20 protein-coding genes, 1 tRNA gene and 1 pseudogene are annotated in these 25,770 nt (G+C 54.2%); 11 read left to right on the forward strand and 11 right to left on the reverse strand.

Annotated features, from left to right (window positions below):
• Positions 1–9 precede the first annotated feature (9 nt).
• From IE065_RS02500 to IE065_RS02515, 4 genes are all read right to left on the reverse strand, one after another.
• On the reverse strand, positions 10–1,446 hold the full coding sequence (locus IE065_RS02500; protein WP_189511495.1) for a porin: 1,437 nt from the start codon (positions 1,444–1,446) through the stop codon (positions 10–12).
• A gap of 64 nt (positions 1,447–1,510) precedes the next feature.
• Positions 1,511–2,950: a UDP-N-acetylmuramate--L-alanine ligase gene (locus IE065_RS02505; protein WP_189511497.1), complete on the reverse strand. Its 1,440-nt coding sequence runs from the start codon at positions 2,948–2,950 to the stop codon at positions 1,511–1,513.
• A 144-nt stretch (positions 2,951–3,094) separates the two neighbouring features.
• A complete protein-coding gene (locus tag IE065_RS02510; protein ID WP_189511499.1) occupies positions 3,095–5,950 on the reverse strand; it encodes an FAD-dependent oxidoreductase in 2,856 nt (951 codons plus the stop codon).
• Positions 5,951–6,079: 129 nt separating this feature from the next.
• Positions 6,080–6,634, reverse strand: a complete 555-nt coding sequence (locus IE065_RS02515) for a hypothetical protein (RefSeq protein WP_189511501.1) — start codon at positions 6,632–6,634, stop codon at positions 6,080–6,082.
• A gap of 96 nt (positions 6,635–6,730) precedes the next feature.
• Between IE065_RS02515 and IE065_RS02520 the strand changes: the two genes are divergently transcribed.
• The 3 genes from IE065_RS02520 (at position 6,731) to metF (ending at position 11,993) form a co-directional block, all read left to right on the forward strand.
• Entirely contained in the window at positions 6,731–10,171 is a 3,441-nt protein-coding gene (locus IE065_RS02520; RefSeq protein ID WP_189511503.1) for a pyruvate carboxylase, read from the forward strand.
• Positions 10,172–10,198: 27 nt separating this feature from the next.
• Positions 10,199–11,041, forward strand: a complete 843-nt coding sequence (locus IE065_RS02525) for an LpxL/LpxP family acyltransferase (RefSeq protein WP_189511505.1) — start codon at positions 10,199–10,201, stop codon at positions 11,039–11,041.
• Between the two features lie 70 nt (positions 11,042–11,111).
• A complete protein-coding gene (gene metF / locus IE065_RS02530) occupies positions 11,112–11,993 on the forward strand; it encodes a methylenetetrahydrofolate reductase [NAD(P)H] (RefSeq protein WP_200163162.1) in 882 nt (293 codons plus the stop codon).
• Between the two features lie 149 nt (positions 11,994–12,142).
• Here the strand turns inward: metF and IE065_RS02535 are convergent, their stop codons facing one another.
• Positions 12,143–12,634, reverse strand: coding sequence for a L,D-transpeptidase (locus IE065_RS02535; RefSeq protein WP_229792039.1), 492 nt, complete (start codon positions 12,632–12,634; stop codon positions 12,143–12,145).
• A 52-nt stretch (positions 12,635–12,686) separates the two neighbouring features.
• Between IE065_RS02535 and IE065_RS02540 the strand changes: the two genes are divergently transcribed.
• The gene (locus tag IE065_RS02540; protein ID WP_189511511.1) at positions 12,687–13,715 is read left to right on the forward strand and encodes an aspartate-semialdehyde dehydrogenase; all 1,029 of its coding nucleotides are present in this window, start codon (positions 12,687–12,689) and stop codon (positions 13,713–13,715) included.
• Here the strand turns inward: IE065_RS02540 and IE065_RS02545 are convergent.
• Positions 13,693–13,989: a GIY-YIG nuclease family protein gene (locus IE065_RS02545; RefSeq protein WP_189511513.1), complete on the reverse strand. Its 297-nt coding sequence runs from the start codon at positions 13,987–13,989 to the stop codon at positions 13,693–13,695. The two genes, IE065_RS02540 and IE065_RS02545, sit on opposite strands and share 23 nt — an antisense overlap.
• 346 nt (positions 13,990–14,335) lie before the next feature.
• Positions 14,336–15,166 carry an AraC family transcriptional regulator gene (locus IE065_RS02550; RefSeq protein WP_189511515.1) on the reverse strand — a complete coding sequence of 277 codons (831 nt, stop codon included), beginning with the start codon at positions 15,164–15,166 and terminating at the stop codon, positions 14,336–14,338.
• A gap of 83 nt (positions 15,167–15,249) precedes the next feature.
• Here IE065_RS02550 and melA point away from each other — a divergent pair.
• From melA to IE065_RS02570, 4 genes and pseudogenes are all read left to right on the forward strand, one after another.
• Positions 15,250–16,527 (forward strand): annotated as a pseudogene (gene melA / locus IE065_RS18465) (alpha-galactosidase); the annotation flags it as partial.
• A 1,029-nt stretch (positions 16,528–17,556) separates the two neighbouring features.
• Positions 17,557–17,922, forward strand: a complete 366-nt coding sequence (locus tag IE065_RS02560) for a hypothetical protein (protein ID WP_189511520.1) — start codon at positions 17,557–17,559, stop codon at positions 17,920–17,922.
• Between the two features lie 40 nt (positions 17,923–17,962).
• Positions 17,963–18,559: a crossover junction endodeoxyribonuclease RuvC gene (gene ruvC / locus IE065_RS02565; protein ID WP_189511522.1), complete on the forward strand. Its 597-nt coding sequence runs from the start codon at positions 17,963–17,965 to the stop codon at positions 18,557–18,559.
• A gap of 55 nt (positions 18,560–18,614) precedes the next feature.
• On the forward strand, positions 18,615–19,553 hold the full coding sequence (locus tag IE065_RS02570; protein ID WP_189511523.1) for a DUF975 family protein: 939 nt from the start codon (positions 18,615–18,617) through the stop codon (positions 19,551–19,553).
• A 101-nt stretch (positions 19,554–19,654) separates the two neighbouring features.
• On the opposite strand, the gene rpmH is transcribed toward IE065_RS02570, so the two are convergent.
• Both rpmH and IE065_RS02580 read right to left on the reverse strand, forming a co-directional pair.
• Entirely contained in the window at positions 19,655–19,816 is a 162-nt protein-coding gene (rpmH, locus tag IE065_RS02575) for a 50S ribosomal protein L34 (protein ID WP_189511524.1), read from the reverse strand.
• Between the two features lie 21 nt (positions 19,817–19,837).
• A tRNA-Val gene (locus IE065_RS02580) sits at positions 19,838–19,914 on the reverse strand.
• Between the two features lie 138 nt (positions 19,915–20,052).
• On the opposite strand from IE065_RS02580, the gene IE065_RS02585 reads away from it, so the two are divergent.
• A complete protein-coding gene (locus IE065_RS02585; RefSeq protein ID WP_229792040.1) occupies positions 20,053–21,720 on the forward strand; it encodes a DNA repair protein RecN in 1,668 nt (555 codons plus the stop codon).
• A gap of 102 nt (positions 21,721–21,822) precedes the next feature.
• Here the strand turns inward: IE065_RS02585 and IE065_RS02590 are convergent, their stop codons facing one another.
• Entirely contained in the window at positions 21,823–22,320 is a 498-nt protein-coding gene (locus IE065_RS02590) for a dihydrofolate reductase (RefSeq protein WP_189511525.1), read from the reverse strand.
• Positions 22,317–22,862 (reverse strand): MotA/TolQ/ExbB proton channel family protein, encoded by a 546-nt coding sequence (locus IE065_RS02595; RefSeq protein WP_229792041.1) that lies wholly within the window; start codon positions 22,860–22,862, stop codon positions 22,317–22,319. Before IE065_RS02595 ends, IE065_RS02590 begins: the two co-directional genes overlap by 4 nt.
• Before the next feature lie 28 nt (positions 22,863–22,890).
• On the opposite strand from IE065_RS02595, the gene IE065_RS02600 reads away from it, so the two are divergent.
• Complete coding sequence (locus tag IE065_RS02600) at positions 22,891–24,249, forward strand: diadenylate cyclase (protein WP_189511527.1); 1,359 nt, start codon at positions 22,891–22,893, stop codon at positions 24,247–24,249.
• Positions 24,250–24,361: 112 nt separating this feature from the next.
• Entirely contained in the window at positions 24,362–25,765 is a 1,404-nt protein-coding gene (locus IE065_RS02605; RefSeq protein WP_189511528.1) for a carbohydrate porin, read from the forward strand.
• Positions 25,766–25,770: the final 5 nt, after the last annotated feature.

A 25,770-nucleotide genomic window follows, 5' to 3' on the forward strand; every position in this document is an offset into this window, starting at 1 on the left:
GCGGTGCGCTTAGAACACGATTTGGGCGCGGATGCGGATCACGTCTTCACTGGCGTCTGGGCCATCGAAGCCAGCGCCGTCCCAGCGACCACCAAACTGCACGCGCTCGTAGCCAGCGCTGATCTTGGCGTTGTTGCCGAGGATATACCAATTGAGGCCAAAGTAATAGGACTGAGCGGCATTGAAGAAGCCAATGCCCAACGGGGACAAGACCGGAGATGCCGTGCCAGGGGCCACGCCAGGAACCGCACCACCGAAGGCTGGGCCTTGGCTGACCACACTTGGGTTTACACCCGCTTGGTCAGAGTCAATCATGGAGAAGCGGAAGACTGGCTCGATGGTGTCGTTGAAGAGATACATCAGGAAGACGTTCGCGCCCAGAGGGGTCGCGCTACCGGAGTTGTAGCCACTGACTGAGAGGGGGCCACTGGTGCCAGTTGCGCGTCCGTTTTCTACATAGGCACCCAGAAATTCACCGATGGCTTGGAAATCGCCAACCTTCAATTGCACAAAGGGGTCGATGGCAGCAATGGCGTTGGACTTGTTCAAGAAGGTAACTGCGTTGCGGACTGCCAGGCTGTTGCCCTCGGGCATGTAGGTGCCATTGACGCCGACGGTCACCTTGCCGTCGTCCCACTTGGTGCTGTATTGCACGCCGCCGGAGTAGCCCAGCTGATTTTGCGTGCCGGTGGTTGCGGGGGCAGAGAAGTTTTGGAAGCCCTGCGTGATTTCTGCAAAATACTCCAACCCATCAACACCAGGGATTTCGCCCTCCCAGAAAACACCAAGACGGCGTGCACCCAACCCGAGGCGTGTGGTGCCGAGGCCACCAGTGCTCAGCGGAAACATGCCCGCGCCAATGCGGCTATAGCTGCTGGTAAAGTAACTCGTAGCAATGGAGCGGTCGGTCGCTGGGATGTAGCGCGAGGAGGTATATTGCTCCAGCCCAAAGTGCGCCTTGTTGTAGCCAATGCTAACGGCACCGATGTCATCAAATTTCTTTTCGATGAAGGCTTTGTCCAAGTAGTTACGCGACGAAAAGCCTGAGCCAAAATTTGCCGTAATGTTGGTGCTCCAACCAGAGCCTAAATCAGCGGCGACGCCAAACGCCAGATTTGGTACATAAAAGGTGCTGGTGCTGGCTGGGTTTGGCAACGCTTCGTCGTGCGGTGCAATGTAAGCGTAGGAAAATTGTGAAAAGCCGGAAATCGTCAGACTCTTGACGAAGGATTTGCTCTTAACCTGTGGTTCTATGCCAATGGCACCACCCTTGATCTTATTTGCCTGTTCCTGCGTGATGACGCCTTGGCGCACCAACTCAGAGAGCGGTACGACACCAGTAAACTCGTTGCTCAGGTCGGGCATCGGAGTTGGGGCTGCGTCCTGGGCCAGGAGAACGCCACCTATTAAAAAGGAGGAGAGGAAAAGAGTTGGGAGGAGTTTCATCGGGTTTTGAAGAAGACGAAAGGCTTTTGTTACAATCGTAACAATTCAAGCTCGAATGTGCCGCCTATGTTACGCTGGTGTTACTTTTTGCGCTTTTAGCGTAAGTGTGCTGGATTCCACCGAACCCGCCGTTGCTAAAAAAGACTACGCAGCGCGGTTTATCTGTTTTTGAATGAGTGGCTTCGAGTAATTCTGCGAGCAGGGAGTCAAAATCTGAAAAGGCAGCACTGCAGATCCCTTTTTCATTGAGTCGGGAGGCCATCTCACTGGTATTCAGGCGTTTGTCTTCGGCATAGCGTTCTCCGCGAAACACTGGCCCGAGATAAACTGCGTCGGCGAGCGCCAGTGCATCAGTAAAACGATCCTGGAAAATGTTTGTTGCGCCGGTGTTACTCCGTGGTTCGAAGCATGCAGTTAGCTGGTGTTCAGGATAGCGTCGGCGGAGGGATTCCAGCACCTGCGCGACCGCAGTTGGGTGATGCCCAAAGTCTTCCAGAATAACGAGTTCCGTCTCGTTGCAGAGGTTCTCTTGCCGGCGCTTCACGCCTTGATAATTGGCTAAGACACCAGGGCTGAGTGCGCAGAATGGGTCTTCAGGCTTGATCGCCAAACCTGCAGCGAGCAGAGCGATTGCCACATTGCGCGCATTGTAGAGACCGTGCATTGGCCAAGCAATTTCTTCCCACAATGCCCCGCGCCAACGCAGGCGGAATCGTGCGCCCGTCGGGCTTTCAGTAAAGCCTTCGATCCGCAAATCACAGCGCTCGCCCACGCCCACCGAAAAGCATGAACACCAGTTAACGGGTAGCAGTGGGGCGAGATTTTCGTCGTCTCCATTGTAGAGGATAAAGCCGTTCTGCGGCACTAGGCGGATTACGTGACTGAAGCTGCGCTGGATGTCTTGCAGGTCACGAAAGATGTCACCGTGATCAAACTCCAGATTGTTAACTGCTAGAATGCGCGGCTGGTAATGGATGAATTTGCTGCGCTTGTCGAAAAAGGCGGAGTCGTATTCGTCGCCTTCAATCACGAAGGGGCGACCAACTGCGCCAACATGCGCGCCGGTTGGCAAATCGCGTGGCACACCGCCAATTAGCCAACCTGGGTCAGCCCGATGCTCACGCAGCAGATAGGCAGTCAGCGCGGATGTGGTGGTCTTGCCGTGCGTGCCAGTGATCACGATTGGCTGGCGCGTTGAGAGCAGCGTTTCGGAGAGCAGAGCGGGCAGGGAAACGATTGGTAAGGCGCGTGTGGTCAGCAGCCATTCAATCTCAGGATTGCCTCGACTGATCGCATTGCCGACGACGACACGGTCAGGCTGGAGTTCAGCGAGACGCTCAGCATCCCAGCCGTCCAAGATTTCAACGCCTGCATCGATCAGCAAGTCGCTCATTGGCGGATAAATTCCGGTATCGGACCCGCTCACGCGATGACCGCTCTCCCGCAGCATCAGAGCAACATTGCCCATCGCGGTTCCGCAAATTCCCATGAAGTAAAGGTGCATCAGTGCGACCTATTGGGGCGAATTTCGACAGAAGTCGCAACCCCATATACGAAATGTCACGGTAGATTTACGTATGGGTATTTGCCGCCGCAATGGCACCTAGTCGTTGCTTTTAAATGGGGGGGGAGACGTTTTGTCCGCTGTTCAAATGTCGCCAGTTGAATCTACGACGAATTTGAAGAAGACTACTCTGGCGATCGGCAAATTCATCATTTGGATCATGGAGCGATCACCGTTGTCGGGTGACCAGCTAATGGTTTCTATAGGGGTGAGCAGTGGCTGCCAGGAATCGAAGGTTAGGTCGTTCGAATAATAAACCTGAAATGCCATATCACGGGCCGCACCTGGGCTGTGCCAGAGCAGCCCGATCGAGCTTTGGGTGCCCTCAATGTTCCACACAATTCGTGGTTCCTGGTTTGGTTGCCTCATACCGTTGTTGGGGTCTGTGCCAAAGTAGCGCTCCAGTCGGTTATTCCAAGAATCGCCATCGGGGTCGGCGTTTGGTGCGCTGAGGCTGGAGTTTTCTTCGCCAGTTGGTGAAAAGTGCTGGTAGCGCCATTGATCAGCGGGCTTATCCTCGATGGCAATGTCGAGGCTGTTGCTCGTGCCCAATTCGTAACCGATGACGGGCTCGATAGAAATGGTCAGTTGGCGAGTTCCTTGGGGCACGTCATCAACGATGGGGTATATCCAGATTTCGGCGCTCGATTTCCCTGTGGGAATGGTGACTATACTGGGAAAGGCCCTGTAATCCACGTCTGCGACGGCGTCACCTGCTATAGACAGGTTCACGTCGATTGCGGCTTGGTTGGATATGTTGTCACGTACGATCTGAATGCGGGCTGGTTTGCCATTTTGTTCGCGAGCAATTGGATTAGCTGCGACGAGACTAATGATGGGGGGAGTAGTGGAGGCGGTTGAGGCAAGCTTCACTGCATCAACAATCACGTAGCCGTTTGCTCCAGTGGTAGAGACCTTGATTGTGCCTGTGGAGCCAGCGTCGAAATACCATTCGCCTATCGCATACCAGGATCCGCCGTTGACCTGTTGGTTTACCGTTATCTGATCCACGCCGTTGGCATCGGTGACTTCAATGGGTACGTTGGTCGCCCGATTGGAATGAGAGGTCCAACGCAGGAAGACTTGATAACTATCGGATTTAGGAACGTCTGGTCGGAATATCACACTCTTTTCCTTTGCAGCGTTATCGTTGTGCAAATAGTCAGTACCGCTGTAGCCCGGTGTGCTTTGGCTGGATAGCCAGTCGCCATCGATTTCCACGTAGTCCGAGTCTAGATTATCAATGATTAGCGGATTTTCAGACGTTGGCCGATCGCCGAGTATTTGGCCGGCAGCCAGCAAACGCGGCCGTAGTTCTTCGTAGTCCACTTGTTGGACACTTTGTTTTTTGGCGATGGCGAGACCGGCGGCGATGGTTGCGGATTGAGACAACGCCATTAAGCAAGGCTCCATCCGGATGGAGCAAAAGGCGACATGCGATGCAGAGAGACACCACGGTACAAGCAAGTTCGATGCTGTTTTCTCAGGCGGAACGAGTGCCCGGTAGGGGATCTGCCAAGGCGTTGTGATATTACCGCCGGTGTCGCCTTCCACACGCACGGTTCCAGTGGTTGAGACAAAGCGTCGGTTATGGTGGGCGTCCGCCCGATAATTGGCCATGCCCACGCTGTCGACGACCGGCAATTCACGGTTGTAGTATTGTTGGGTGACGACGAAATCGGAGACCATACGTCGGGCTTCACGGACGTAGAGTTCGTGTGGCCAACCATCCGTTTCGGGATATTCGCCAAGAGGCAAGCCGAGCTGCTGGGACTTGCTAATTAAATTGGCAATATTGGTCTGTGTTGCGGCTGGTAACGAGTTGTCGGTGGCTAATGCGGCGTATCGTGGATCGTTCTGGATGTACCACAGCATGCCGAGTTGCCAGCCAACATGGCTCTGGTAAATTAGTTCACGAATGGCGTAGCTGGCCTCACACCAAGGGGTGTAGTTGAGGCCATCTTCTGTCCAGCGATTACCGCCAATATGGTCTGTCGAGACGCCACGGTTAAACATCTCATGGTTGTTGATGTCGTTGCCAACCTGCATTGACGTGCTGCCGCCGTTACGGTGATAACGGTAGAGAATCTCAAAATCGTCGGCGTTGTAGGTCGGGGGTTGCCAGAACGGTTGAAGCTTGGTCGGGTCCGTATTCTGCACAGTGTACATACGGAAATTATAGGCCTGTATATGTTCGTCGGCTTGGCCATGTGTGTCCTCAGTTTCATTTGGCAGAATGTTGGCAATCAGGCCGCTGGCTGAGTCGCCGGGGACGACATACGGGTCCACTCCTGGTAGCGAGACCGACGCTTCGCGGCCGGCCAGAGATTCTCCATACTGTGTCTTAGCTTCTCGGCCAAATGTGTAGGGTACATCCGCCATGGCCATCAGATCGCCTTCGTATGTGCAATCAATGAACATCCGGCCGCGAAAGACGCTGCCGTTCTCCATACGGAGTGAAATGATTCGCGGGCCATCTTTTTCGACTTCAGCGAGGCGTTGTTCGTAATAAGTTGGAATCGGCGTGTCCCAGTCTGCGCCGGGGACCGGGTCTGCGAGTAATTCCTCAAATGCAGCTTCGGCTTTGGAGGGCTTAAAACCGGTATTGCCTGTTTTATCAAAATACTCCCGAGTGATGCCGCCTTGAACGTTGGCGTCCACGCCATCGGTCGCCGTCAGTCCGCCAGAGGTTAGCCCGCCGACATGGCGCCCAAATACCACTAGAGCCACGGAGTTGCCTTGCCGGGCAGCTTGAACTGCCGCCGTGACGCCGCCTGAGGTTCCACCGTAGACAATGATGTCGGCTTCGACATCAACTATTGGGGCATCCGGGGCTGGGTAATAGTATTGGAGTCCTGGATTGGGGGTGTCAGCAGCGCCATAGGCGGAGCCACTGATTGCCAAAGAAAGAATTGATAGGGTTAGCTTACGAGAAATCATCAGTCTCTATGAAGACAGTTCGCCGCGATGAGTTAAAGGGGATAGTCTTGGATACATGATGCAAAAACTTGTAGATTTTGCAATTTTTGCCAATCGTTTCCGCTCTCAGGTCAGGGTGCCTCTGGTTAATCACTCCTTGGCTTTACTAGGATCGAACAGGACGAAGCCCTGCATTTCCTTGTAGATAAGCTCGGCTTCAGGCCAAGTGCTTTCTGGAGCACCGAACATACTGACCACGACCATGTCGGCGTCGTCGTTCCAGAAAAAGGAATAAATCACATGGTAATCGTCTGCGGCGTTGTGGGGGTTGGGCTGGATGGCTTCCAGACAGCGGACTCGGAATGGACCTTGATCATACTCATCGCAGACCTTAATGACGGATTTGGCGTTGGATTTAAATTTTTCCAGATTCTGCGCTGCTGCTTCGCTTGGCTTGAAGCCAGCTTCACTGACTTTGAAGAAACCCTGAATGCGGAAGCCCGTTTCGTAGCCTTCCCCCGTCATTTCTTCTTTGGAGAAGACATACATGAAGCCGTTATCCAGCCCACCACCCTCGTAATGCCAATCCTTGGGCATTAGTGCTTTGCCGCCCATGGGAAGCTTCTGCACGCGGAAGCCCTCCGGGATTTCCTGGGCGTGAAGGGCTGCGATGGCAGCAAAGAGAATCAAGGCTAGGCGAAGCATGCGCATAAGGTTTGATTCCCAAAATAACACCTGTTTGGCCAGCGAAAATGCCGGTAAGCCTTGACAGAAACAGCCTCGTATTAGTCTTTCTAACACATGGATAAGCTTCTTGTTGCCAACCGTAGTGAAATCGCCGTCCGTATTTTCCGTAGCGCCACCGAGCTGGATTTGCGCACGGTCGCCATTTACGCCGACGAGGACCGTTTCGGGGTCCACCGTTTTAAGGCGGATGAATCCTACAAGGTGGGTGCGGGTAAAGGCCCCGTCGCGGCCTACCTCGATATTGAGAGCATCGTCGCCCTAGCCAAGGAAAAGGGCGCGAAATACATTCACCCCGGTTATGGCTTCCTTTCGGAGAACGCCAGTTTTGCTCGTGCTGTTCAAGAGGCAGGGTTGATTTTTGTGGGGCCTCAGCCCGACATGCTTGAGCGTATGGGCGACAAAGTCGAGGCGCGCAAGATTGCCGATGAGGCAGGCGTCCCGACGTTGCCCGGCACGAAGGAGCCAATCAAAGACCCGAAAAAGGCGATGGCGGCAGCGAAAAAAGTCGGCTTCCCGTTGATCGTCAAAGCAGCTTTTGGCGGCGGTGGCCGTGGAATGCGCGTCGTCAAGAAGGAGGAAGATCTTCTGCCAATGCTTCAGGAAGCGCAGAACGAAGCGCAGACTGCTTTTGGCAATTCCGCAGTATTTCTTGAGCGCTACGTTGGTCGAGCGAAGCACCTCGAAGTGCAGATACTCGGTGACAAGCATGGCAACGTCATGCATCTGCATGAGCGAGATTGCTCGGTCCAGCGTCGTCACCAGAAGGTAGTCGAAGTCGCGCCGTCCATCGATTTGCCGGACGATACCCGCATCGCGCTTTGTGAGGCTGCCGTTCGCGTTGCCAAGACGGTCAATTACGAAAACGCTGGCACGGTGGAATTCCTCTACGACCTCGACACGAACGAGTGGTTCTTCATCGAGATGAACCCGCGCATTCAGGTCGAGCACACCGTCACGGAGGTCATCACCGGCATCGACATCGTCCGCTCGCAGATTCTCATCGCGCAGGGCAAAAAACTGACCGATCCCGAGCTTGCGCTGCCGAGTCAGGAAAATGTTCCTCGCAACGGCTTTGCGATGCAGGCCCGCATTACAACCGAGGACCCGGAAAAGAATTTTGCGCCGGATTACGGCAAGATCGTGAACTACCGCTCGGCGGCTGGTTTTGGTATTCGCCTTGACGGTGCTATGGGCGACACCGGATCGGTCATCACGCCGTTTTACGACTCGTTGCTGGTTAAGCTGACGGCGTCAGCTTCGAGCTTCCCCATCGCCTGCCGCCGTATGCACCGCGCTTTGCAGGAGATGCGCATTCGTGGTGTGAAGACGAATATTCCGTTCATTGAAAACGTCATCAGCCACCCGGAATTCGTTTCGGGCATGGCGACGACGACCATGATTGATCGCTCACCCGAGCTATTCCAGTTTAAGCGTCGCCGCGACCGCGCCACGAAGTTGCTCAAGCTCCTCGGCGATACCATTGTTAACGGTAATGATCAGGTGAAGGGCCGGGAAAAACCGCTCATGAACTTGCCCGTCATTGTGCCCGACTACGACCACAAGGAGGCGATCCCCAAGGGCACGCGCGACTACCTGCTGGAGCACGGTGCGACGAAATTTGCCGAGTGGACCAGCAAGCAGAAGCAACTGCTGATCACCGACACCACCTTCCGCGACGCCCACCAGAGCCTGCTCGCTGCCCGCGTGCGCACCTACGACATGCTCCAGGTCGCCGACGCAATGGCCCACCGTGCACCGCAACTTTACTCCATGGAAATGTGGGGTGGGGCGACCTTCGACACCTCGATGCGCTTCCTCAAGGAAGGCCCGTTCAAGCGCCTGCGCAAGCTCCGCGAGCGCATCCCGAACATCTGTTTCCAGATGCTGTTCCGTGGTTCGAATGCAGTCGGTTACTCAACGTATCCAGACAGTGTCATCAAGGGCTTCATCAAGCACTCGGCCGAGGCTGGGATGGATATTTTCCGCATCTTCGATTCGCTCAATTACCTGCCGAACCTGAAGGTCGCAATGGAGACCGTTGCTGGCCACACGCACGGCGTTTGCGAAGGCACGCTTTGTTATACGGGCAACATTCTTGACGCCAAGCGCGACAAATACGACCTCAAGTATTATGTGGAGCTGGCCAAGGAGTTGGAGAAGATGGGCGCACACATTTTGGCGATCAAGGACATGTCCGGTCTGTGTCATCCTTTCGCAGCGGAAAAGCTGGTCAAGACACTCAAGCAAGAGATTGGCATCCCCGTGCACTTCCACACGCACGACTCCAGCGGCATCGCGAGCGCGTCCGTGCTTAAGGCCGCCGAGGCAGGCGTCGACGTGGTGGACCTCGCGATTTCTTCGTTGTCCGGCCTGACCGCACAGCCGAATTTGAACTCGATTGTTTACGCGCTGGCGGGATCGCCACGCGACACCGGGCTCAACCAGACGTTCCTCGACGAGCTTTCGATCTATTGGGAAGCCGTTCGCCAGTACTACGGACCGTTCGACACGTCGCCCAAGTTTGGTAGCGCCGAAGTTTACGCCCACGAAATGCCCGGTGGCCAATACACCAACCTGCGTGAGCAGGCGTCGGCTCTCGGTCTTGGCGCTCGCTGGCCGGAAGTGGTCCGCTACTACGAGGAGGTCAACGAGCTCTTTGGCGACATCGTTAAGGTCACGCCGAGCTCGAAAGTTGTTGGCGACATGGCGATCTATCTGCTGACCCGCGGTATCGAGCCGAAAAATCTAGTTAACCTAGAACCTGGCAGCCAGCCCTTCCCGGCATCGGTCATCGACATGCTTTCCGGTGGCCTTGGGCAGCCCAAGGGCGGCTGGCCCAAGAAGGTGCAAAAGGTCGTCCTTGGCGACCGCAAAGCCCGCACGGGCCGCCCTGGTAGCTACGCGGAGAAAATCGATCTCGACGCGACGATGAAGAAGGTTGCCAAGATGCGCGGACGCGAAGCCAACGAAGACGATCTTTACACCTACCTGATGTATCCCGACGTCTACAAGCAACTCGTCGAATACGTCGAGGAATACGGCCATGCTCGTGTGTTGCCGACCCCGGCATACTTCTACGGACTTGAGCCCGGTGAAGAAATTTCGGTCGAGATCGAAGAAGGTAAGACGCTTTTCGTGAAGCTTATCTATGTGGGTGACCCGAATGCGGATGGTTTCCGAACAATTACCTTTGAGATGAACGGTCGCCCGCGTGAAACGGTTGTCCGCGACAAGTCAATCGTCTCCGAAGGCAAGCAACGAGCTCAGGCAGATCCCGCCGATGAAAAACAGGTCGGTGCGCCAATTCCGGCCATGATCAGCAGCGTTTCTGCAACGGTTGGCCACAAGGTAAAGAAGGGCGACAAGCTCGTGGTCCTCGAAGCCATGAAGATGCAGAGCACTGTCTATGCGCCTTGCGATGGCGTTATCGACGAGGTTACGGTCAAGGCCGGCGACCAAGTCGACTCGAAAGACTTGCTGGTGCGGCTGCGTTAAGCAAATCTGAGCCAGCATGAGAAAAGTATGAAGCTGGCGATATTTCATGCGGTGCGTGCGGTGGAGCGAGCCTTGCCTTTGCAAGTGCTCCGAGCGGCGCTTTGGCCGTTGGCTTGGGCGGCAACGCTACGGGAAAAGAATCTGCGCCGGGAACTCGCGGCGGGGTGGGGGCGTTTGTCGGAATCCTGTCGAGGGGGGGGGGATGTTGAGCGGGTTATTTTCCGTGAGCGGGTTCGCTTTAATTTATCGAGGTTCATAAATTTCTGGCCAGATCGGCTGACCGAGCGACATTGGTCAGTGCGGATTCAGTTTACGGGCTTGGATGCATTGGAGACGGCGCGGCAAGCAGGGACACCCGTCGTGCTGGCGACGCTTCATGCTGGCCGAATGCATATGCTGCATTACGCCTTGCGAGCGAAAGGCATCCCGGCGGCAATGCTGATCAATAAACCCATCAGAGTGCGATCAGCCGTGAAGCTGGCGAAGGATCAATTGAGCCCAGGGCAGGGGCCGACAGTTTTCCCCCGAGAGCAACTAAAGGCCTCGCAGCGCCATTTACGGGATGGCAATTGTTTGATTGTTGCGATGGACATGCCGTCGGAAGCCATGCGAGAGGCCTCATGGGGGGGGAGGGCAATTCGACTGTCAACTGGTGCCGTGCGGATGGCAGTTTCCACCCGGTCGCTGGTCGCAGCATGCATCGTTGTGGAGACCGCACCCTGGCGCTTCGAGGTGCAAATAGGTCAGCCGGTGTGTGCCTATTCACAAGGGTTGGAAGCCGCATTTGACCAAGTTGCCCAAGATCTGGAGCATCGGTTGCGTCCTTATTCAGAGCAGAGCTGTTGGGAGGTCTATAATTGCCTGGTTTAATTGCATTTCCGCACGATAAGCATTGACGCCGCTAAATAACATATCAACATATCGGAATAATTTGATGCGTATGTCTCGTGATATCCTTTCCAAGTTCGCTGACGGGCACAAAGTGTTCTCCGTCGAGTTTTTCCCACCCAAGACCGAGGAGGGGGCGCGGCAGATTCTGCGTACCGCTCATGCTCTGAAGGCCCACGAGCCGGATTTCGTGTCGATTACCTACGGTGCTGGAGGCTCCAGCCGTGAGCGCACCATTGAATACGGTGAGCTGCTTCGCGATCTGTTCGGCTTCGAGGTGATGCCTCACCTGACTTGCGTTGGGCATTCGCGCGACGAGCTGACCAGTATTTTGGAGCGTTTTCAGGAAAGTGATTTTCATAATATCATGACCCTGCGTGGCGATCCTCCTAAGGGGCAAACGAGCTTTGAGCCGCATCCCGACGGCTTGCGTTACGCATCCGATTTGGTGGCGTTTATCAAAGAGCGTTTCCCCAATTTCTGCCTCGGCGTGGGCGGATACCCAGAGAAACATCCTGAGGCGATGGACATGGACACGGACTTGGCCAACCTGCAAACCAAGGTCAATGCGGGGGCGGACTTCATCACGACGCAGCTGTTTTTCAACAATGCCGATTACTTCACGTTTGTGGAGCGGTGTCGCGGTTTGGGCATCGAAGTGCCTATCCTGCCGGGTGTCATGCCTGCGATGTCCTTTGACCAGGTGAACCGCTTTTGCGGCTTTTGCGGTGCCAGGGTGCCACGCGAATTAGCCGCCAAGTTGGAATGCGTCAAAGACGACCCGGAGGCCTCGGAAGCGGTGGGCGTGGAATGGGCTTTGCAGCAAATTCGAGGTCTGCTCGACCGCGGCGCACCAGGCGTCCACCTCTACATTATGAATCGTTCTGGTGCCGCTATTGCCCTGATGGAAAAGCTCCGCGCGGCCAAGGTGTAGCATCGGAGTTGAGTGATTGGACGGGTGTTTCTACTGAGGTCGAATCACCTATAATAGTGCCTGTAGCTGGAAATGTTCGTTTCTTTCGCTCGCTGCAACTGTTTACTGCGGAATAGCAGGGTCGGATGCGGTTACTTAAACCACATTGTCTAGACGTTTTCGATTAGCACGAGAGTTCCACAGGGAGTGGTGTCGAATAGTTCGATGGCGTCAACGTTGCTGAGGAGGATGCAGCCATGGCTGTTGGGCGTGCCCAGACGGTCCTCCTGATTTGTGCCGTGCAGGTAAATGTAGCGGTCGTGGGTGTCGATTCCTGAGCCGACATTGACACTGTTTTCCAGCCCGCGCAGCCAAAGGATACGCGTGGTAATCAGGTTTTCCTCGTTCTCTGAGGCGTCCTGCTGATAGCAGTTTTTTCCAGTGGGAACGCGACCTTTGAGGACGGTGCCAGTGGGGAGATTATCGCCGATTTTCTCGTCTATCTGGTGGAGTCCAGTCGGGGTGCCGAGGGAGTTTTCGACGCAGCTCGGCGGCTGGCGGGATGTTGAAACGGTGTAGGTTTTGCGATGCTTTTCATCGATGTAGGCGTAAAGTTTTTGCTCGCCAATCGAGACGTAAAACGCATGTTCGGTGGGTTTCACTTGGCGCTGTTTGCAAACTGCAAGAATGCGCTGATAATATGAGGTAACATCCATGAGCTATCGTGTAGGCATAGTCGGCGCAACAGGTGCCGTTGGTCAAGAATTGATCGATCTGCTTCACCGTCGGAATTTTCCGATGGCGGAGTTGGTCCTTTTGGCATCCAGTCGTTCGGCTGGCAAAACGATCACTTGGCAGGACAAATCTTGGACCGTGCAGGAAGCGACTCCGGAAGCCTTTGACGATCTTGATATCGCCATTTTCAGCGCGGGCGGATCGACCTCTACCGATCTATGCCCGGAGGCCGCCAAACGGGGTTGCGTCGCTGTGGACAATTCCTCGGCCTTCCGGATGGACCCTACCGTGCCACTCGTCGTGCCGGAGATTAATCCTGCCGCCGCGCGTAGCCATCAGGGCATCATTGCCAACCCAAATTGCTCGACCGCTGTCGCGTTGATGGGCCTGTATCCGCTGCACCGCGAGTTCGGACTCAAGCGCTTTACTGCCGCGACCTATCAAGCGGTTTCGGGCGCTGGTGCCGCTGCCATGGCTGAGCTGGAAGACCAACTTCGCGCTTGGGCTAAAGGCGAGCCAATGACCAGCAGTGAGTTTCCTTATCAGATTGCCTTCAATTTGATTCCTCACGTAGACGTCTTCTATGACGATGGCTACACCAAGGAAGAGCACAAGATGCTCAATGAGAGCCGCAAAATTCTTGGCCATCCAGAGCTGCGCGCCTCGACGACCTGCGTCCGTGTGCCCGTGCTCCGCGCGCACTCCATCGCAGTCAATGCCGAGTTTGAGCGCCCAGTAGATCTGGCGCGTGCCCGCGAAGTTGTTAGCCTGTTTGAAGGTGCTGAGCTGGTGGACGATACAGCGAGCAAGCGTTATCCGATGCCATTGGATTTCTCGGGCAAGGAAAAATGCGGCGTCGGTCGTATGCGGATCGACAGTGCTTTGGACAATGGTTTGGCGCTGTGGATTGTGGGTGACCAACTTTGGAAGGGGGCCGCGCTCAATGCCGTGCAAATCGCCGAACTCCTCGTTGCCGACAAGCTCGTTACACCGAAGACGACCGTTTAAAAGTGGTCAGTCCGTTGGCTTGGTAACTGGCGATGAGCTGGAGTTTAGCGGCTTTCGTCAATTGCTTCAGTTGATACTCGGCTTTGCTGGCGCTGTCGCGGTCTGGCATCGGTTGCTGATAGACCAGCTTGAGCGGACCTTTCCCGCGTAATGCTTTGGCACCGCCTGTAAGCTCGCCGTTGTGCTGACGCAGACGGCGCACGGTATCCGTGCTGATACCAGTATACAACTGCCCAGTCGCGGTTTCCACCATGTACAAATACCAGTTGTTCATCTCTTCAATTTCACTGAAGCCAATAGGCTTCCGGCGCGAGATTATTCCGCTGAGTGAGTGTGTTGGGATGCACGTATCTGTAAAGTGATGCGGGCCCTCGTATGGCTACGAAGGCCCGCTAGTTGACGGCGTCATGGGCGCGCGAATCCCGGCGTCAACTAATCTTCAGTAGGTGGTGTGTGACAGGAAGGCCTCTGCTTAGTATCCTTGATGCCGCCCAGCGAACAGGGTGTGCTGGTGGATTTATAATGCGTGGCGAAGGGCGTAAGAGTTCATGTAATTGGATTTGGTTTAATCCAATCATACTCGTTTTTGGCGTAAGCACCATTATAAGCCAGTCCCCTGTTTATAACACTATTCGATTATTTTTTGAAATCGATGCGTGTTCCAAAAACTGCTGGCGCATGCGGCTTGGCGAGATTTTGAACTTGCGGGAAAATGCGCGGGCAAAGGCGTCGGGGTCTAGATAGCCACAGTGTTGGCAGATGGCCTCGATCGGGGCCGTGGTGTTGCAGACCAAGTCCTTGCCGGCTTTAAGTCGAAGTTCCTGAATACGTTTGCCGGGCGACTGCCCCCATTTACGAGTGAGACGCCGCGTCAAATGCTCACGACTGATACCCGCTGCCTGGGCAACTTCGTCCATGGTAATTGGCAGATGATAGCGTCGTTCAATGTATTCTGAAGCGAAAGCAACGGGGTCTCGTTCCGCCGGAATCCTGGTCGCGTCTCGCCAGAGTGACGTGAGGAATTCGTAGAGCAATAGCGATTCGTGGAAGGGGTCCTTGAATTGGTGCTCTTTGAAGCGCCGGGATATTTCATCGAACAGTCGTGCGGCCTCGGATTGCTGAGGCATTGGTGCCACGCCGCCAGTCAGGCGCTGCAACTCAGTAAAAATATCTGCGCACTGTGGACCGGTTTGCGCGAGAAAATCGAGCACATAGGGGCCATCGCTTTCATCGGCGAATCCGTAGCGGGATTGGTCACCATGCCAGAAGAGCATTACGTGGTTTTTGGGTACGAGTGCGCGAACACCGTTTCGCTCAAGAAATCCGCATCCCCGGACGGTTCGTTGGATGACATACATCGGTTGGCCGCCTCTGGTCGTATTGTCATAAAAATACCGGCGCGAGTTGCGTATTTCACGGTCGGCCCAACTGACGCGGTATAATTCAGACATAAGGAAAGATCACAAATTGCCGGAATATTGTCAATATCGACTACTTGTTTTTTGCGTTAGAAATGTGTTCTAATAATTCTTATATGGCTTGTAAAATCACCCTCATCGGCGCTGGTTCCGTGGTCTTTGCGAAGACCCTGATCGGCGATATTCTTCAATTTCCTGAATTGTCTGACGCGGACATCTGTCTGATGGACATCGATCCGGATCGGCTTAAGGTGGCAGACGTGATGATGAAACGTGTGGCGGCGACACTTGGTGTAAAGGCGCGCATCACTTCTACCCAAAATCAGAAAGAAGCAATCCGTGGTGCTAAGTATGTAATCTGTACAATTCAGGTGGGCGGCTACCGTCCATCGACGATGCGCGATTTCGATATTCCGAAGAAATACGGGCTAGAACAAACCATCGCAGACACGCTCGGCGTCGGCGGCGTTTTCCGCGCATTGCGGACGATTCCGGTCATCAACAGCATTGCCCGCGACATTGCCGATGTTGGGCATCCAGACTGCCTGTTCCTGAATTACACGAACCCGATGGTGATGAATTGCATGGCGGTCGAACAGGCGGTGGGCATTCCACACGTTGGCCTCTGCCACTCAGTGTTTGGCACCGCGCGTATGCTCGCCAACCACGCGCACTTGCCATTTGAAGATGTGAGCTACCTCGTGGCTGGCATCAACCACATGGCCTTTTTTCTCAAGTTCCAGTACAAGGGCCAAGACGCATATCCTTTACTTTACAAGGTATTGGAAGATCCCAGCCGGAATTTCGAGTTGGTTCGCTACGAAATGATGCGTCGCACCGGATATTTTGTCACGGAATCGAGCGAGCACCAGAGCGAGTATGTCCCGTATTTTATCCATCATGGCCAAGAGGTTATCGACAAGTTCAAGATCCCTCTGGACGAGTATCCGCGCCGTTGCGAAGGGATCATGTCTACTTGGAAGGAAACCGAGGCCAAGCTACTTGGTGAGGGCGACGAGAAGATGACTGTCAATGCTCAGTCACATGAGTATGGCTCCTACATTATTCATTCGCGCGAGACGAACCAGCAGCGCACGGTTTACGGCAATGTGCCCAACAAGGGCTTGATCGAAAACTTGCCTGACGACTGCAATGTCGAAGTTCCATGTTTGGTCGATGCGGTCGGTTTGCAGCCAGTGCACATTGGTCGTTTGCCTGAGCAGCTCGCAGCAATCTGCATGACCAATGTGAATGTGCAACAGCTCGCCGTGAAGGCCGCATTGACAGGGAAGCGTGAACACATCTACCACTCGATCATGTTCGATCCGCATGCCTCATCGACGCTCACCCTCGATCAGATTTGGGCAATGTGTGACGAGCTGATTGAGGCGCACCAGAGCGATGGCTTCCTAGGCGAATTTTCTCCAGTTATCAAGAACACTGGTCGTGGCTATGCTGGCGTCGGCGATCAACTAATTGCACGTGCCAAGCCGCGCGGATTGCGTTTGGATCAACCCAATAGCGTGTTTGAGTTGGAGCTTGAAATCGATAACCCAAGCAATGCCGGGGCAGCGTTTACGGCCAATCTGGCCTACGAAACCACTGCAATTGAGTTGGATTCAACTAGCGTTTCGGTCAATGCGCCGGCGGGCCAAACAACCAAGGTTAGCATTCCGGCCCGTGTGCTGGAATCTGGAGCGAAGGAAATTTCTATCGAGCTGACTACCGACGCGAGCAACGTGCTTGCGATCAGCACGAAGCTACGGCCTTACCCGGTGTTGTCCACGAACGCCGAAGGTGCCGCCTCGTTCGAAATCGACCTTTCAGGGTTCCAATGTGCGACCGGTTCACTTCGCCAAGACGGCGAGCAATTCATCATTCAGGTTCGTGTCGAGGACTCCGACGTACAGAAATCAAAGCGGAAGTTTTCGCTTAGTTCCTGTGCCGAGTTTTATTTCTCTGACTCCAAGGCCGATGATGTCGCCCATTTCATTCTGTTGCCAGATGGCGAAGGCAATGCTCAGTTTGTCAATGACGGGCAGGATGTCATTGCTGAAGCGAACGTGGAATACTCGCAGAGCAAGATGTACTACGAGGCGATAATCACTGTGCCGACAAGCTTGTTGAAGATCGGGCAGGGGCCATTCTTCTTCGATTGCTCAGTCAACCTGATGGCCTTGGGCGACGCGCACTCGGGCGGTCGTTCCTCGATCAGCGGTGGTAAGAAAGTCTGGGAGGATATGACTCAAGCGCACCTCGTGGACCTTTCGCCGGCACCAGTGCCGGCCAGCGTTTAGTTTACGACTTTTTACTCAAAGTTTTCAGGCCGAGGAGTCCGGGGAAATATTCTCCGTGCTTCTTGGCCTGTCTCTTTTAAAAACCAGCGTTGCGCGGTGCGCGATTAATCTTCTAGTTAGCCGAGAATGAAAACAGTTTTCGTGATTTTTCAACTGATGGCATTTGCAGTATGTACCTGTATGCTGGTATTTTGCATCATCATTGGCGAAATGGTCAGTGGCACTTTCAATGAAGTACGAGGCGCTACGGCTATTGAATCCTGGAATGTTGAAATGAGCTCTTGGGTTGGCCAGACCTTTACGGAAGAACAAAAAAATACAACTTTAGACCGATGGTATTCTATCTACAGGGGAGATGAGGAATTCATCAGTAGTGTTAAGCGATTCTTCAAGACCGGCATATCTGTGTTTGGAGCAATCGTATTTTTTCAGATGCTCTCTTTCATATTTCTACTTATTAAACCAAAAATAAATGCCCACGAATCAGCTTAGGTGTCGCTGAGCTGCACATCTATCCTCTAGATTAGGGCGTATGGGACGCAAATCTGCACGGTCACTCTGGAGCGCCAAGCTGGCGGGGCAGGGCGTGGCATCACCGGAATCCAGTGATGCCGCTGTTGAGCAGCACTTTGCCGCACGGCGTGAACCTTTTGATGGCTTGGTGTTGGGAGTGGACCCAAGTCTTCGCGGTACTGGATTGGCTGTGGTAAGCTTCACTCCTGGTCAGCAAGCAAAACTCGTAGGCAGTCGTACACTCAAGTTTAAACCTGCGATCAGCAAGACCGAGTGCCTGGGCGAGATTGCCCGGGCGGTCACGGAGATACTTGACGCAGAGCCGATCACTTGTGTCGCGCTGGAGCAGACGATTTACGTGCAAAATTTTCAGACGGCACAGATACTCGGGATGGCGCGTGGTGCGGCGATCGCCGTCGCTGCGATGCGTGGTTTGCCTATCCATGAGTATGCTCCGTTGCGTATTAAGCAGGCTGTTGTCGGCTACGGTCGGGCGAGTAAGGAGCAGGTCGCAGCGATGGTGCGTCAACAGCTGGGATTGTTGGCGGATTTGCCATTGGACGAAGCAGACGCCGCCGCGACAGCCATTTGCCACGCGCTCACGGGCCCGCGTTAGTGGCGATGGAAATTAGCTTTACGCTGATCGGCTCTGTGGGCATTAATGAGCCTTCATGGAATGGTATTACGCCCTCAATAACCAGCAACAAGGACCTGTCAGTGAAGCTGACCTAAGAGGCATGGCGCAGGCAGGCGTTATTCAGCCGGATACGCTAGTCTGGCGACAAGGTATGGCGGACTGGCAGCCATATGGGCAGGTAGTGGGCGGCGCTCCGGCAAGTCCCGTAGCAGGAGCTTACGCAGAAATACCTTCGCGGATGGATCAATATATGCCACGAGAGTCAAGTGGTACGGGTGGGCAGACGCCGAATTCCGAGCTGCGCGCCATGGCGCGGCAAGCCCTGAGTGGAGGTTGGGGGCCAGCTGTTGGCTTCATTGTGGTTCTTTGGCTCATACACTTTGGGGTGAATATGGCTTCGGGCATATTGCCCATAGTGGGGGTTTTCGTCCCCATAGTTTTGGCCGGGCCTTTTACGCTGGGTATGATGACCAACTACCTGAATGTCTCACGAGGCGGCGAAACGGATTTCGCTAACCTGTTCAGTGGGTTCCAGGATTTTGGCCGGGCATTAGGTGTATATTTCCTAATTCTTTTGATGGCATTTGTCGTCATATTTATCGGCGCATTCGTAGTTGTCGCCGCGATGGGGGTCACTGGCGGAATCTCTGAAGCTCGTTTTCAAGAAGCGGATGGCGTACTGCTAGCCATTATTTTTATCGCAGTAGCTCTATGTGTTGCTTCAGGGTTTTACATTCAGCTCAAGTTTTCGCAAGTCTACTACATCATGGCGGATCATCGGGACATGGGCGTGATTGAAGTGCTGAGCACCAGCAGTCAAATGATGAAAGGTCAGCTATTGAAGTTATTCTTCTTGTACTTATCGTTCATTGGCTGGGCTTTTTTAGCCATCTTTACGTTCTTTATCGGTTATATATTCTTGGTCCCTTATATGATGGTCGCTCAGGCAAAGTTCTACGATGACATCCGCTGACATATGCTGGTGTGTCTCGGGAGCCATAAAAACCGGGGCATTAAAAAAAGCGGCCCTGTTGGGACCGCTTTCAAAAGCTGTGTGACTAGCTGATGGCTACGCTAGCGACAGAGTCGACGCGTGGTCTTGATCAGCGCGAGGCGCTTGCGGCCTTTGGCGCGGCGGGAAGCGATGACTTGACGTCCGCCTTTAGTCTTAGTGCGCGCACGGAAGCCGCACTTGCGAAGGCGCTTAACTTTATGTGGACGATAGGTAGGTTCCATGATGAAAAATACTGTTGAAAATGGTGGGAGTAACTGGGCTCGAACCAGTGACCTCATCGATGTCAACGATGCGCTCTAGCCAACTGAGCTATACCCCCGGTCTTGGGAAAGGGCAGAAAAAAGAGACTACTGGCACATTGAGCAAGGTTAATTTTCGCGTTTTTCTAGATTTTTTTTCAGAATGATACTTCTCGCAGATTGTATTGCGGTTTTTATTGCTCCTGATCGTGGACCCGTTGAAATGCAGAACCGTGCTTCAATACCTGCACATTTGTAACCTCGCATTGCTCGATGAAATCTCGTTGGACTTCGAGCCTGGCTTCACTGCGGTCACTGGCGAGACCGGCGCTGGCAAGAGTGTGCTACTCGGCGCACTGTCTCTTCTGGCGGGCAATCGCGCGGAGAAATCGATTATCCGCTCCGGAGCGGAGGAATGCGTAGTCGAGGCAGCATTACACGTCGGCGAAACATCTGGTTTGGGCCCATTATTGGCTGAGCTGGACCTCCCCCCCTGCGAGGACAATACGCTTATTCTACGCCGGAGCTTGCACCGCCAACGTGGCGGAAAAGTGATGATTAATGGCGTTTTGGCCACGGTTACCGCCCTTCAGCAACTCGGTGAGGTGTGGATCGATTTCCATGGCCCAGGCGAGCCTCAGAAGCTTTTTCACGAGAAAAACCAACTCTCGCTGCTCGATATATTTGCCCGGAACGGCAAGCCACTAGAGGCCTATCAGACCGATTTTGACGTCTGGCGCGGGATTTGGAAGGAGATGGAGAACCTACGCACGGCCGAGCGCATTTCGCCGGAGGAGGCGGAGTTTCTGCAAAGCCAGATCGACGCGATCAATGAAGTCAACCCGAACGAGGACTCCATCGAGGCCTTGGAGCGCGATTTTAAGCGTTTGGACAACGCCCGCGAGCTAAGCCAGCTATCTGAACAGACCAGAAATGGTGCCCGCCAAGCAGCTCGTGCAGGCTCCGCTGTGTTACGGGCTGCGCGTGAGTTGGCAGAAATTGACTCCGCCGCCGATGTGTTGGCAGGCCGCCTTGACGCATTAATCCTCGAGGCTGAGGACTTGGCGGACGAATACGACACATTGGCCAGCGGTGGTGATTTCGACCCCAATGAGGCAGAGCAAATTCAGCGCCGTATGCAGACTTGGCTTCAGATTCGCCGGAAATACGGGCCGACCACGGAAGCGGTTCGCGCCAAACGCGACGAACTCGTCCGTCGGATTGGTTCCCAGACGAATGTCGAAGGGCAGATTATCAAGCTTGAGCACCGAGCTAAGGAAATGGAGAAAGGGCTACGTCAGCAGGCTGATGAGCTACGTCGTCGTCGTTTAAAGGGGGCCAAGGAACTTTCGGCACAAGCACGTGAGCTATTGACTAAGCTGGGCTTTAAAAAAGCGGATTTTTCGATCGAGGTGGAGACCGAGGAGAAACTGAGCCGTCATGGGCACAGCAATTGCCGGTTCCTATTTTCCCCGAACGTTGGGCAGCCGCTGATGCAGCTCAACAAAATTGCCTCCAGTGGTGAAACCGCCCGCGTGATGCTGGCGCTCAAGGCCGTGCTTGCTAAAGCGGATTCGACTGCGCTCCTCGTCTTCGACGAAGTGGACGCCAATGTGGGTGGTGAAATTGGCGCTGCCGTGGGCAGGGAACTCGCGGCGCTGGCGGGTGATCACCAAGTCTTTTGCGTGACGCACTTGCCGCAAGTGGCCGCATTAGCGCGACAGCATTTTCTCGTTGAGAAAGGGCAGGACGAGAAAGAAACGACGGTTTCGATTCGCCGTATTGACCAGGACAAACAACTGCGTGAAAGCGAGCTCGCTCGCATGCTCGGTGACCGCGATTCTAACTCAGCCCGCGAGCACGCGCGACAACTGATGGCGCGCTAATTATTGGTTGATCGCCGTCTCTGAGGGGGGGGCTCATACATCGTCATTGGCTGATTTTACGCCCCTAAGTTGTAAATGTACCTCAACTTTAACCTTTAAACTTCAAGCTTTAACCTCCATTCGGCGAAGCCGGATGGTCTCAAACTCGGGGTAGTCCAGCAGGCGTTCGGTCGGCTCGAACAAGTCCTCGAAGACAGGCATCCAGGCGTCACCGGGGGGGGTGAGCTTGACGCGGGTTAGGAGTAACTCGGCGCAGCGGGGGAGGGTCTGGCGATAGATTTCTCCGCCACCAGCAATGAAGATTTGACGGTCGCCCGGGTCAAAGGCTTCCAATGCATCGAGGGAGCGAATGAGGGTGGCACCGGGGAGGTCGTCAGGCTGGGCGGTGCGGGAGATGACGATGGTTTCGCGGCCGGGGAGGGGGCGGCCAATGGAGTCCCAAGTCTTGCGCCCCATGACGAGGACATGCCCCATGGTTGTACGCTTGAAGAATTTGAAGTCCTCCGACAAGCGCCACGGGATGGTGTTGCCGTTGCCGATGACACGGTTTTCTGCCATGGCGGCGATGGCGATCCAGTTTGGAAAGGGGGGGGGGGTCATGTGCGGAATTCCGGAGGCTGAGAATGAAACTCTGCTTTTTTGCTTATTATATAGACCAGCAGCAAGACTCCGATGATGGTGCCAATGGGGAAATGAATGAGCCAAAAAATGGCGAACACGATCAGGAATTTAAAGAACCATGGGGCTCGGTAGCTTGAGTGAAAAAATGCGATGGCGAGGAAAATGAGGCCAATCAATCCCATGATTAATCCCATGGCGGTCGTTGTAATGGCAATACTGATATTGTTGGCTAATGCCTCGGGGTTTCCCATGCCAGACGCTTCAATATCCTGAAACGCGCACACCATGCCGTAGACAGTTCCCAAGAGGCCGAAAACTGGCCCGATCTGCAGCCAAGCTCCGATGAGGGCGAGAGTTTTGCCAGGTTGATGATTCATTGTGGTGTGCGGGAGATGATCATTAGGGTGTGGCCAGTGCTGGCAATGGAAATTACGATGCGGTGCATTTTTCCCCAGTTTTCGGGTGGTTCCGAAGTTAATAACTTGCTGAATACCAAACAAAAGGGTTGTCAGCTGGGCCATTCTGCCCCATTGTGTATAAAACTCCTTTATGCGACTCGACCGGTATATTTCCAAGTCCCGTATCATCGATATTGTGAGCGGGGACCTGGAGGGAGCGCTCAAAGAATTGCTCGAAGTTTGCAAGCTTCCTGAGGAAGTTGGTATGACTAAAAAGCAACTGCTCGGAGTGCTCATTGAGCGCGAGCAGACGATGACCACCTACTTGGGTAGTGGTATCGGTCTGCCGCATGTGCGCATACCGATGAAGCGACCCTATCAATTTGCGATTGGGCGTTGTCCGCGTGGGCTTGAGTTTGATGGGCATGACGAATATCGTGACCTACGGCTGGTTTTTCTGCTTTTGGCCTCGGAGAAGGAGAAGTCCTACCTGAATGTCCTGGCCTCATTAGCGCGCACATTCCAAGAGCCCGGTGTGGTCGAGAAAATGACGCACTCCAAGGACATTATTGCCCTGCGAGAGTCCGTCACCGCGACCTTTGGCGGTAGTGGCGCGAAACAGGGGACCAAGGACAACAAATTTAACCGTTTAATCCTCAAGGAGGCGGTCAAGGTGGCCAAGGGCTCACAGAGTTCGGCTATCATGGTCTTTGGTGACACTTTCATCGGTGGTGTTGATTTGACCGAGTCCTTTGACGGGATGAAGACGATCCTTGTCACTCAGTCGGCTACGGAGGCCTCCTTTGACAGTAAAACGGTGACGGCTATCATCCCCGCACGTTCTTTTGGGCACAACCGCTTATCGCAGTTGCGGAGCGCGATGTTGATCGGGCTGACGCGTGGTATTATCAAGCACAATGAGCGCCTTTGCTGTGTTGGTGGACTGCCGCAGAGCAACCAGTTCGACACGCTTGTGGTTGTGGATGTGGAGCGCGAATTTCAAAGCGTGCTGACGCGCCAGACTGATATGCTGCCCGCCGCAGTAAAACCAGAGGTTTTGGAGCGTGTGCTCGGAATTGCGACCGAGTTGTCGGTGGAAGGTCGTGAGGGTAAACCCGTCGGCGCGCTTTTTGTGCTCGGTGATTCCCAGCAAGTCCGCCCGCATACGAAGCAGCTCGTGCTAAACCCATTTTTTGGCTACGAAGAGGAAGAACGCAATATTCTGAACCCCTTCATGGACGAGACGGTGAAGGAGTTTTCCCTGTTGGATGGTGCTTTCATTATCCGAGGCGATGGTGTGCTGGAAGCTGCCGGTACGCTCATCCACGCTAACGAACTTCCCCAGCAACTACCCAGTGGGCTGGGCACGCGTCACGCCGCCGCTGCTTCGATCTCTATGGCCACAGATTGCATTGCGCTGGTGGTGTCCGCCAGCACTGGCCAGGTGACATTGTTTCGCCGCGGCCAGATGCTGCCGTTGATTGAGCGCAATGCCAGCCGCGACCTTTAGATTTTCTCAACCTGCTTGTTACCATAAAAATGCCCGATGCCGATTACCCAGTAGAGACATAGTGACGGTGCTATTTTTGTGGTCGTCAAGAAACCCCTACACAACACGATCCATGAAAAATTTTATCGCTTGGCGTCCCCTAAGACGTGTGAGTCTGCTATGTCTGATTTCGGCGGTTAGCCCCGCCTTTGCCGCCTATACTCAATATGCAGCGACTGCGGAAGAACGGCACGATGAGATGATGACGTATTTTGACGATCACATCGAGCCGACCATCCCCGATTCTCTCGATACATGGTGGAGCTATAAGTACATGCTGGGAGATGGCTACTATCGGGATGATCTCGCCAAAGAAGGCATTACGTTGTCCCTGAAGTTCGTGACAGATAGCATGGGGAATGTGTCAGGTGGTGCTCGGCAGGGCTTCACTTATACTGGTTCCATGGGCTTCGACATGGATGCCGATTTAGAGCGTTTGGTGGGGATTCCGGGGGCGGACTTTTACGTCTCGGCGGTCTGGCGCTCGGGGGTTAGTTTATCCAATCGCTATATCCACAACGTCTTCCAGACCCAGCAGGTGTACGGTGGGCAAAATCTCCGACTCTACGCGTTTTACTGGCGACAAGAACTCTTCGAGGACCAGTTAGAGGTCAAGCTGGGCCGCATTGCTCAAGGGGACGATTTTCTCTCTCGGCCGATTTACTGGAGCTACGTTCAGAACGCGTTCGACGGCAATCCGGTGTCGATCTTTCTGAATTCTCCAATGTATGCCTATCCGAATGCGACTTGGGGCGCGTTTTTTAAGTATACCCCGAAACAGGCACCTGTTTACGCACAGGTTGGCGTCTATGGCGGTGCCAAAAAGCCAGCCCAAAACCGTAACAGCGCCCACGGTCTGGACTGGAGTTTTGATTACGAAAACATCTTTATCATTGGGCAGGCTGGGTGGACGCCGGAGCTTACGATTGGGAATCAAGAAGGGCTGCCAGGCAATTACTCGATGGGCGGTTATCATGTAATCGATGATCACCCTACATTCCTACAACCGCCGACCATTGCAGGACTTCCGAAAACGGTTCGTAAGGCTGATGGACTCTGGGGCATGTACTGGATGGTCGACCAAATGGTCTACTCGAACGGCGTAAATTCGAGCGGCAATAAGACCGGTATTACGCCATGGTTTACAGTCAGTCTCGCTCCAGACGAGCGGGTCAACAAGATGCCTTTATCATTTTATGGTGGTATCCGCTTTGATGCGGTTTTACCAAGTCGTAAGGATGACTTCCTCGCACTGGGCTATGTCTATGGCAAGTTCAGTGACGATTTCCGAAAGTCTCAAGTAATCGCGGGCTTGTCACCGCAGAATTTCGAGTCAGTTGTCGAGCTAACCTATATGATTCAGGTTAACCAATGGCTAACGTTTCAACCCGACATTCAGTATATCATTAATCCTGGCGCAGCAGGCAAGTTTGGCGATGCCCTGGTGCTGGGTTTCCAGTCCTCCGTGCAGTTTTAAACCAA

Origin of the sequence: Cerasicoccus arenae (genome assembly GCF_014651635.1) — a bacterium.
GTDB classification, from domain to species: Bacteria; Verrucomicrobiota; Verrucomicrobiia; order Opitutales; family Cerasicoccaceae; genus Cerasicoccus; species Cerasicoccus arenae.

What these genes read in the sequence shown, in the direction of transcription:
- IE065_RS02500 (WP_189511495.1), bottom strand. Translation starts at nt 1,446, where the DNA reads ATGAAACTCCTCCCAACTCTTTTCCTCTCCTCCTTTTTAATAGGTGGC.
- IE065_RS02540 (WP_189511511.1), top strand. Translation starts at nt 12,687, where the DNA reads ATGAGCTATCGTGTAGGCATAGTCGGCGCAACAGGTGCCGTTGGTCAA.
- IE065_RS02510 (WP_189511499.1), bottom strand. Translation starts at nt 5,950, where the DNA reads ATGATTTCTCGTAAGCTAACCCTATCAATTCTTTCTTTGGCAATCAGT.
- ruvC (WP_189511522.1), top strand. Translation starts at nt 17,963, where the DNA reads ATGGGACGCAAATCTGCACGGTCACTCTGGAGCGCCAAGCTGGCGGGG.
- IE065_RS02505 (WP_189511497.1), bottom strand. Translation starts at nt 2,950, where the DNA reads ATGCACCTTTACTTCATGGGAATTTGCGGAACCGCGATGGGCAATGTT.
- IE065_RS02570 (WP_189511523.1), top strand. Translation starts at nt 18,615, where the DNA reads ATGGAATGGTATTACGCCCTCAATAACCAGCAACAAGGACCTGTCAGT.
- IE065_RS02600 (WP_189511527.1), top strand. Translation starts at nt 22,891, where the DNA reads ATGCGACTCGACCGGTATATTTCCAAGTCCCGTATCATCGATATTGTG.
- IE065_RS02515 (WP_189511501.1), bottom strand. Translation starts at nt 6,634, where the DNA reads ATGCTTCGCCTAGCCTTGATTCTCTTTGCTGCCATCGCAGCCCTTCAC.
- metF (WP_200163162.1), top strand. Translation starts at nt 11,112, where the DNA reads ATGTCTCGTGATATCCTTTCCAAGTTCGCTGACGGGCACAAAGTGTTC.
- IE065_RS02550 (WP_189511515.1), bottom strand. Translation starts at nt 15,166, where the DNA reads ATGTCTGAATTATACCGCGTCAGTTGGGCCGACCGTGAAATACGCAAC.
- IE065_RS02525 (WP_189511505.1), top strand. Translation starts at nt 10,199, where the DNA reads ATGAAGCTGGCGATATTTCATGCGGTGCGTGCGGTGGAGCGAGCCTTG.
- IE065_RS02590 (WP_189511525.1), bottom strand. Translation starts at nt 22,320, where the DNA reads ATGACCCCCCCCCCCTTTCCAAACTGGATCGCCATCGCCGCCATGGCA.
- IE065_RS02520 (WP_189511503.1), top strand. Translation starts at nt 6,731, where the DNA reads ATGGATAAGCTTCTTGTTGCCAACCGTAGTGAAATCGCCGTCCGTATT.
- IE065_RS02595 (WP_229792041.1), bottom strand. Translation starts at nt 22,862, where the DNA reads ATGGCCCAGCTGACAACCCTTTTGTTTGGTATTCAGCAAGTTATTAAC.
- IE065_RS02605 (WP_189511528.1), top strand. Translation starts at nt 24,362, where the DNA reads ATGAAAAATTTTATCGCTTGGCGTCCCCTAAGACGTGTGAGTCTGCTA.
- IE065_RS02560 (WP_189511520.1), top strand. Translation starts at nt 17,557, where the DNA reads ATGAAAACAGTTTTCGTGATTTTTCAACTGATGGCATTTGCAGTATGT.
- rpmH (WP_189511524.1), bottom strand. Translation starts at nt 19,816, where the DNA reads ATGGAACCTACCTATCGTCCACATAAAGTTAAGCGCCTTCGCAAGTGC.
- IE065_RS02545 (WP_189511513.1), bottom strand. Translation starts at nt 13,989, where the DNA reads ATGAACAACTGGTATTTGTACATGGTGGAAACCGCGACTGGGCAGTTG.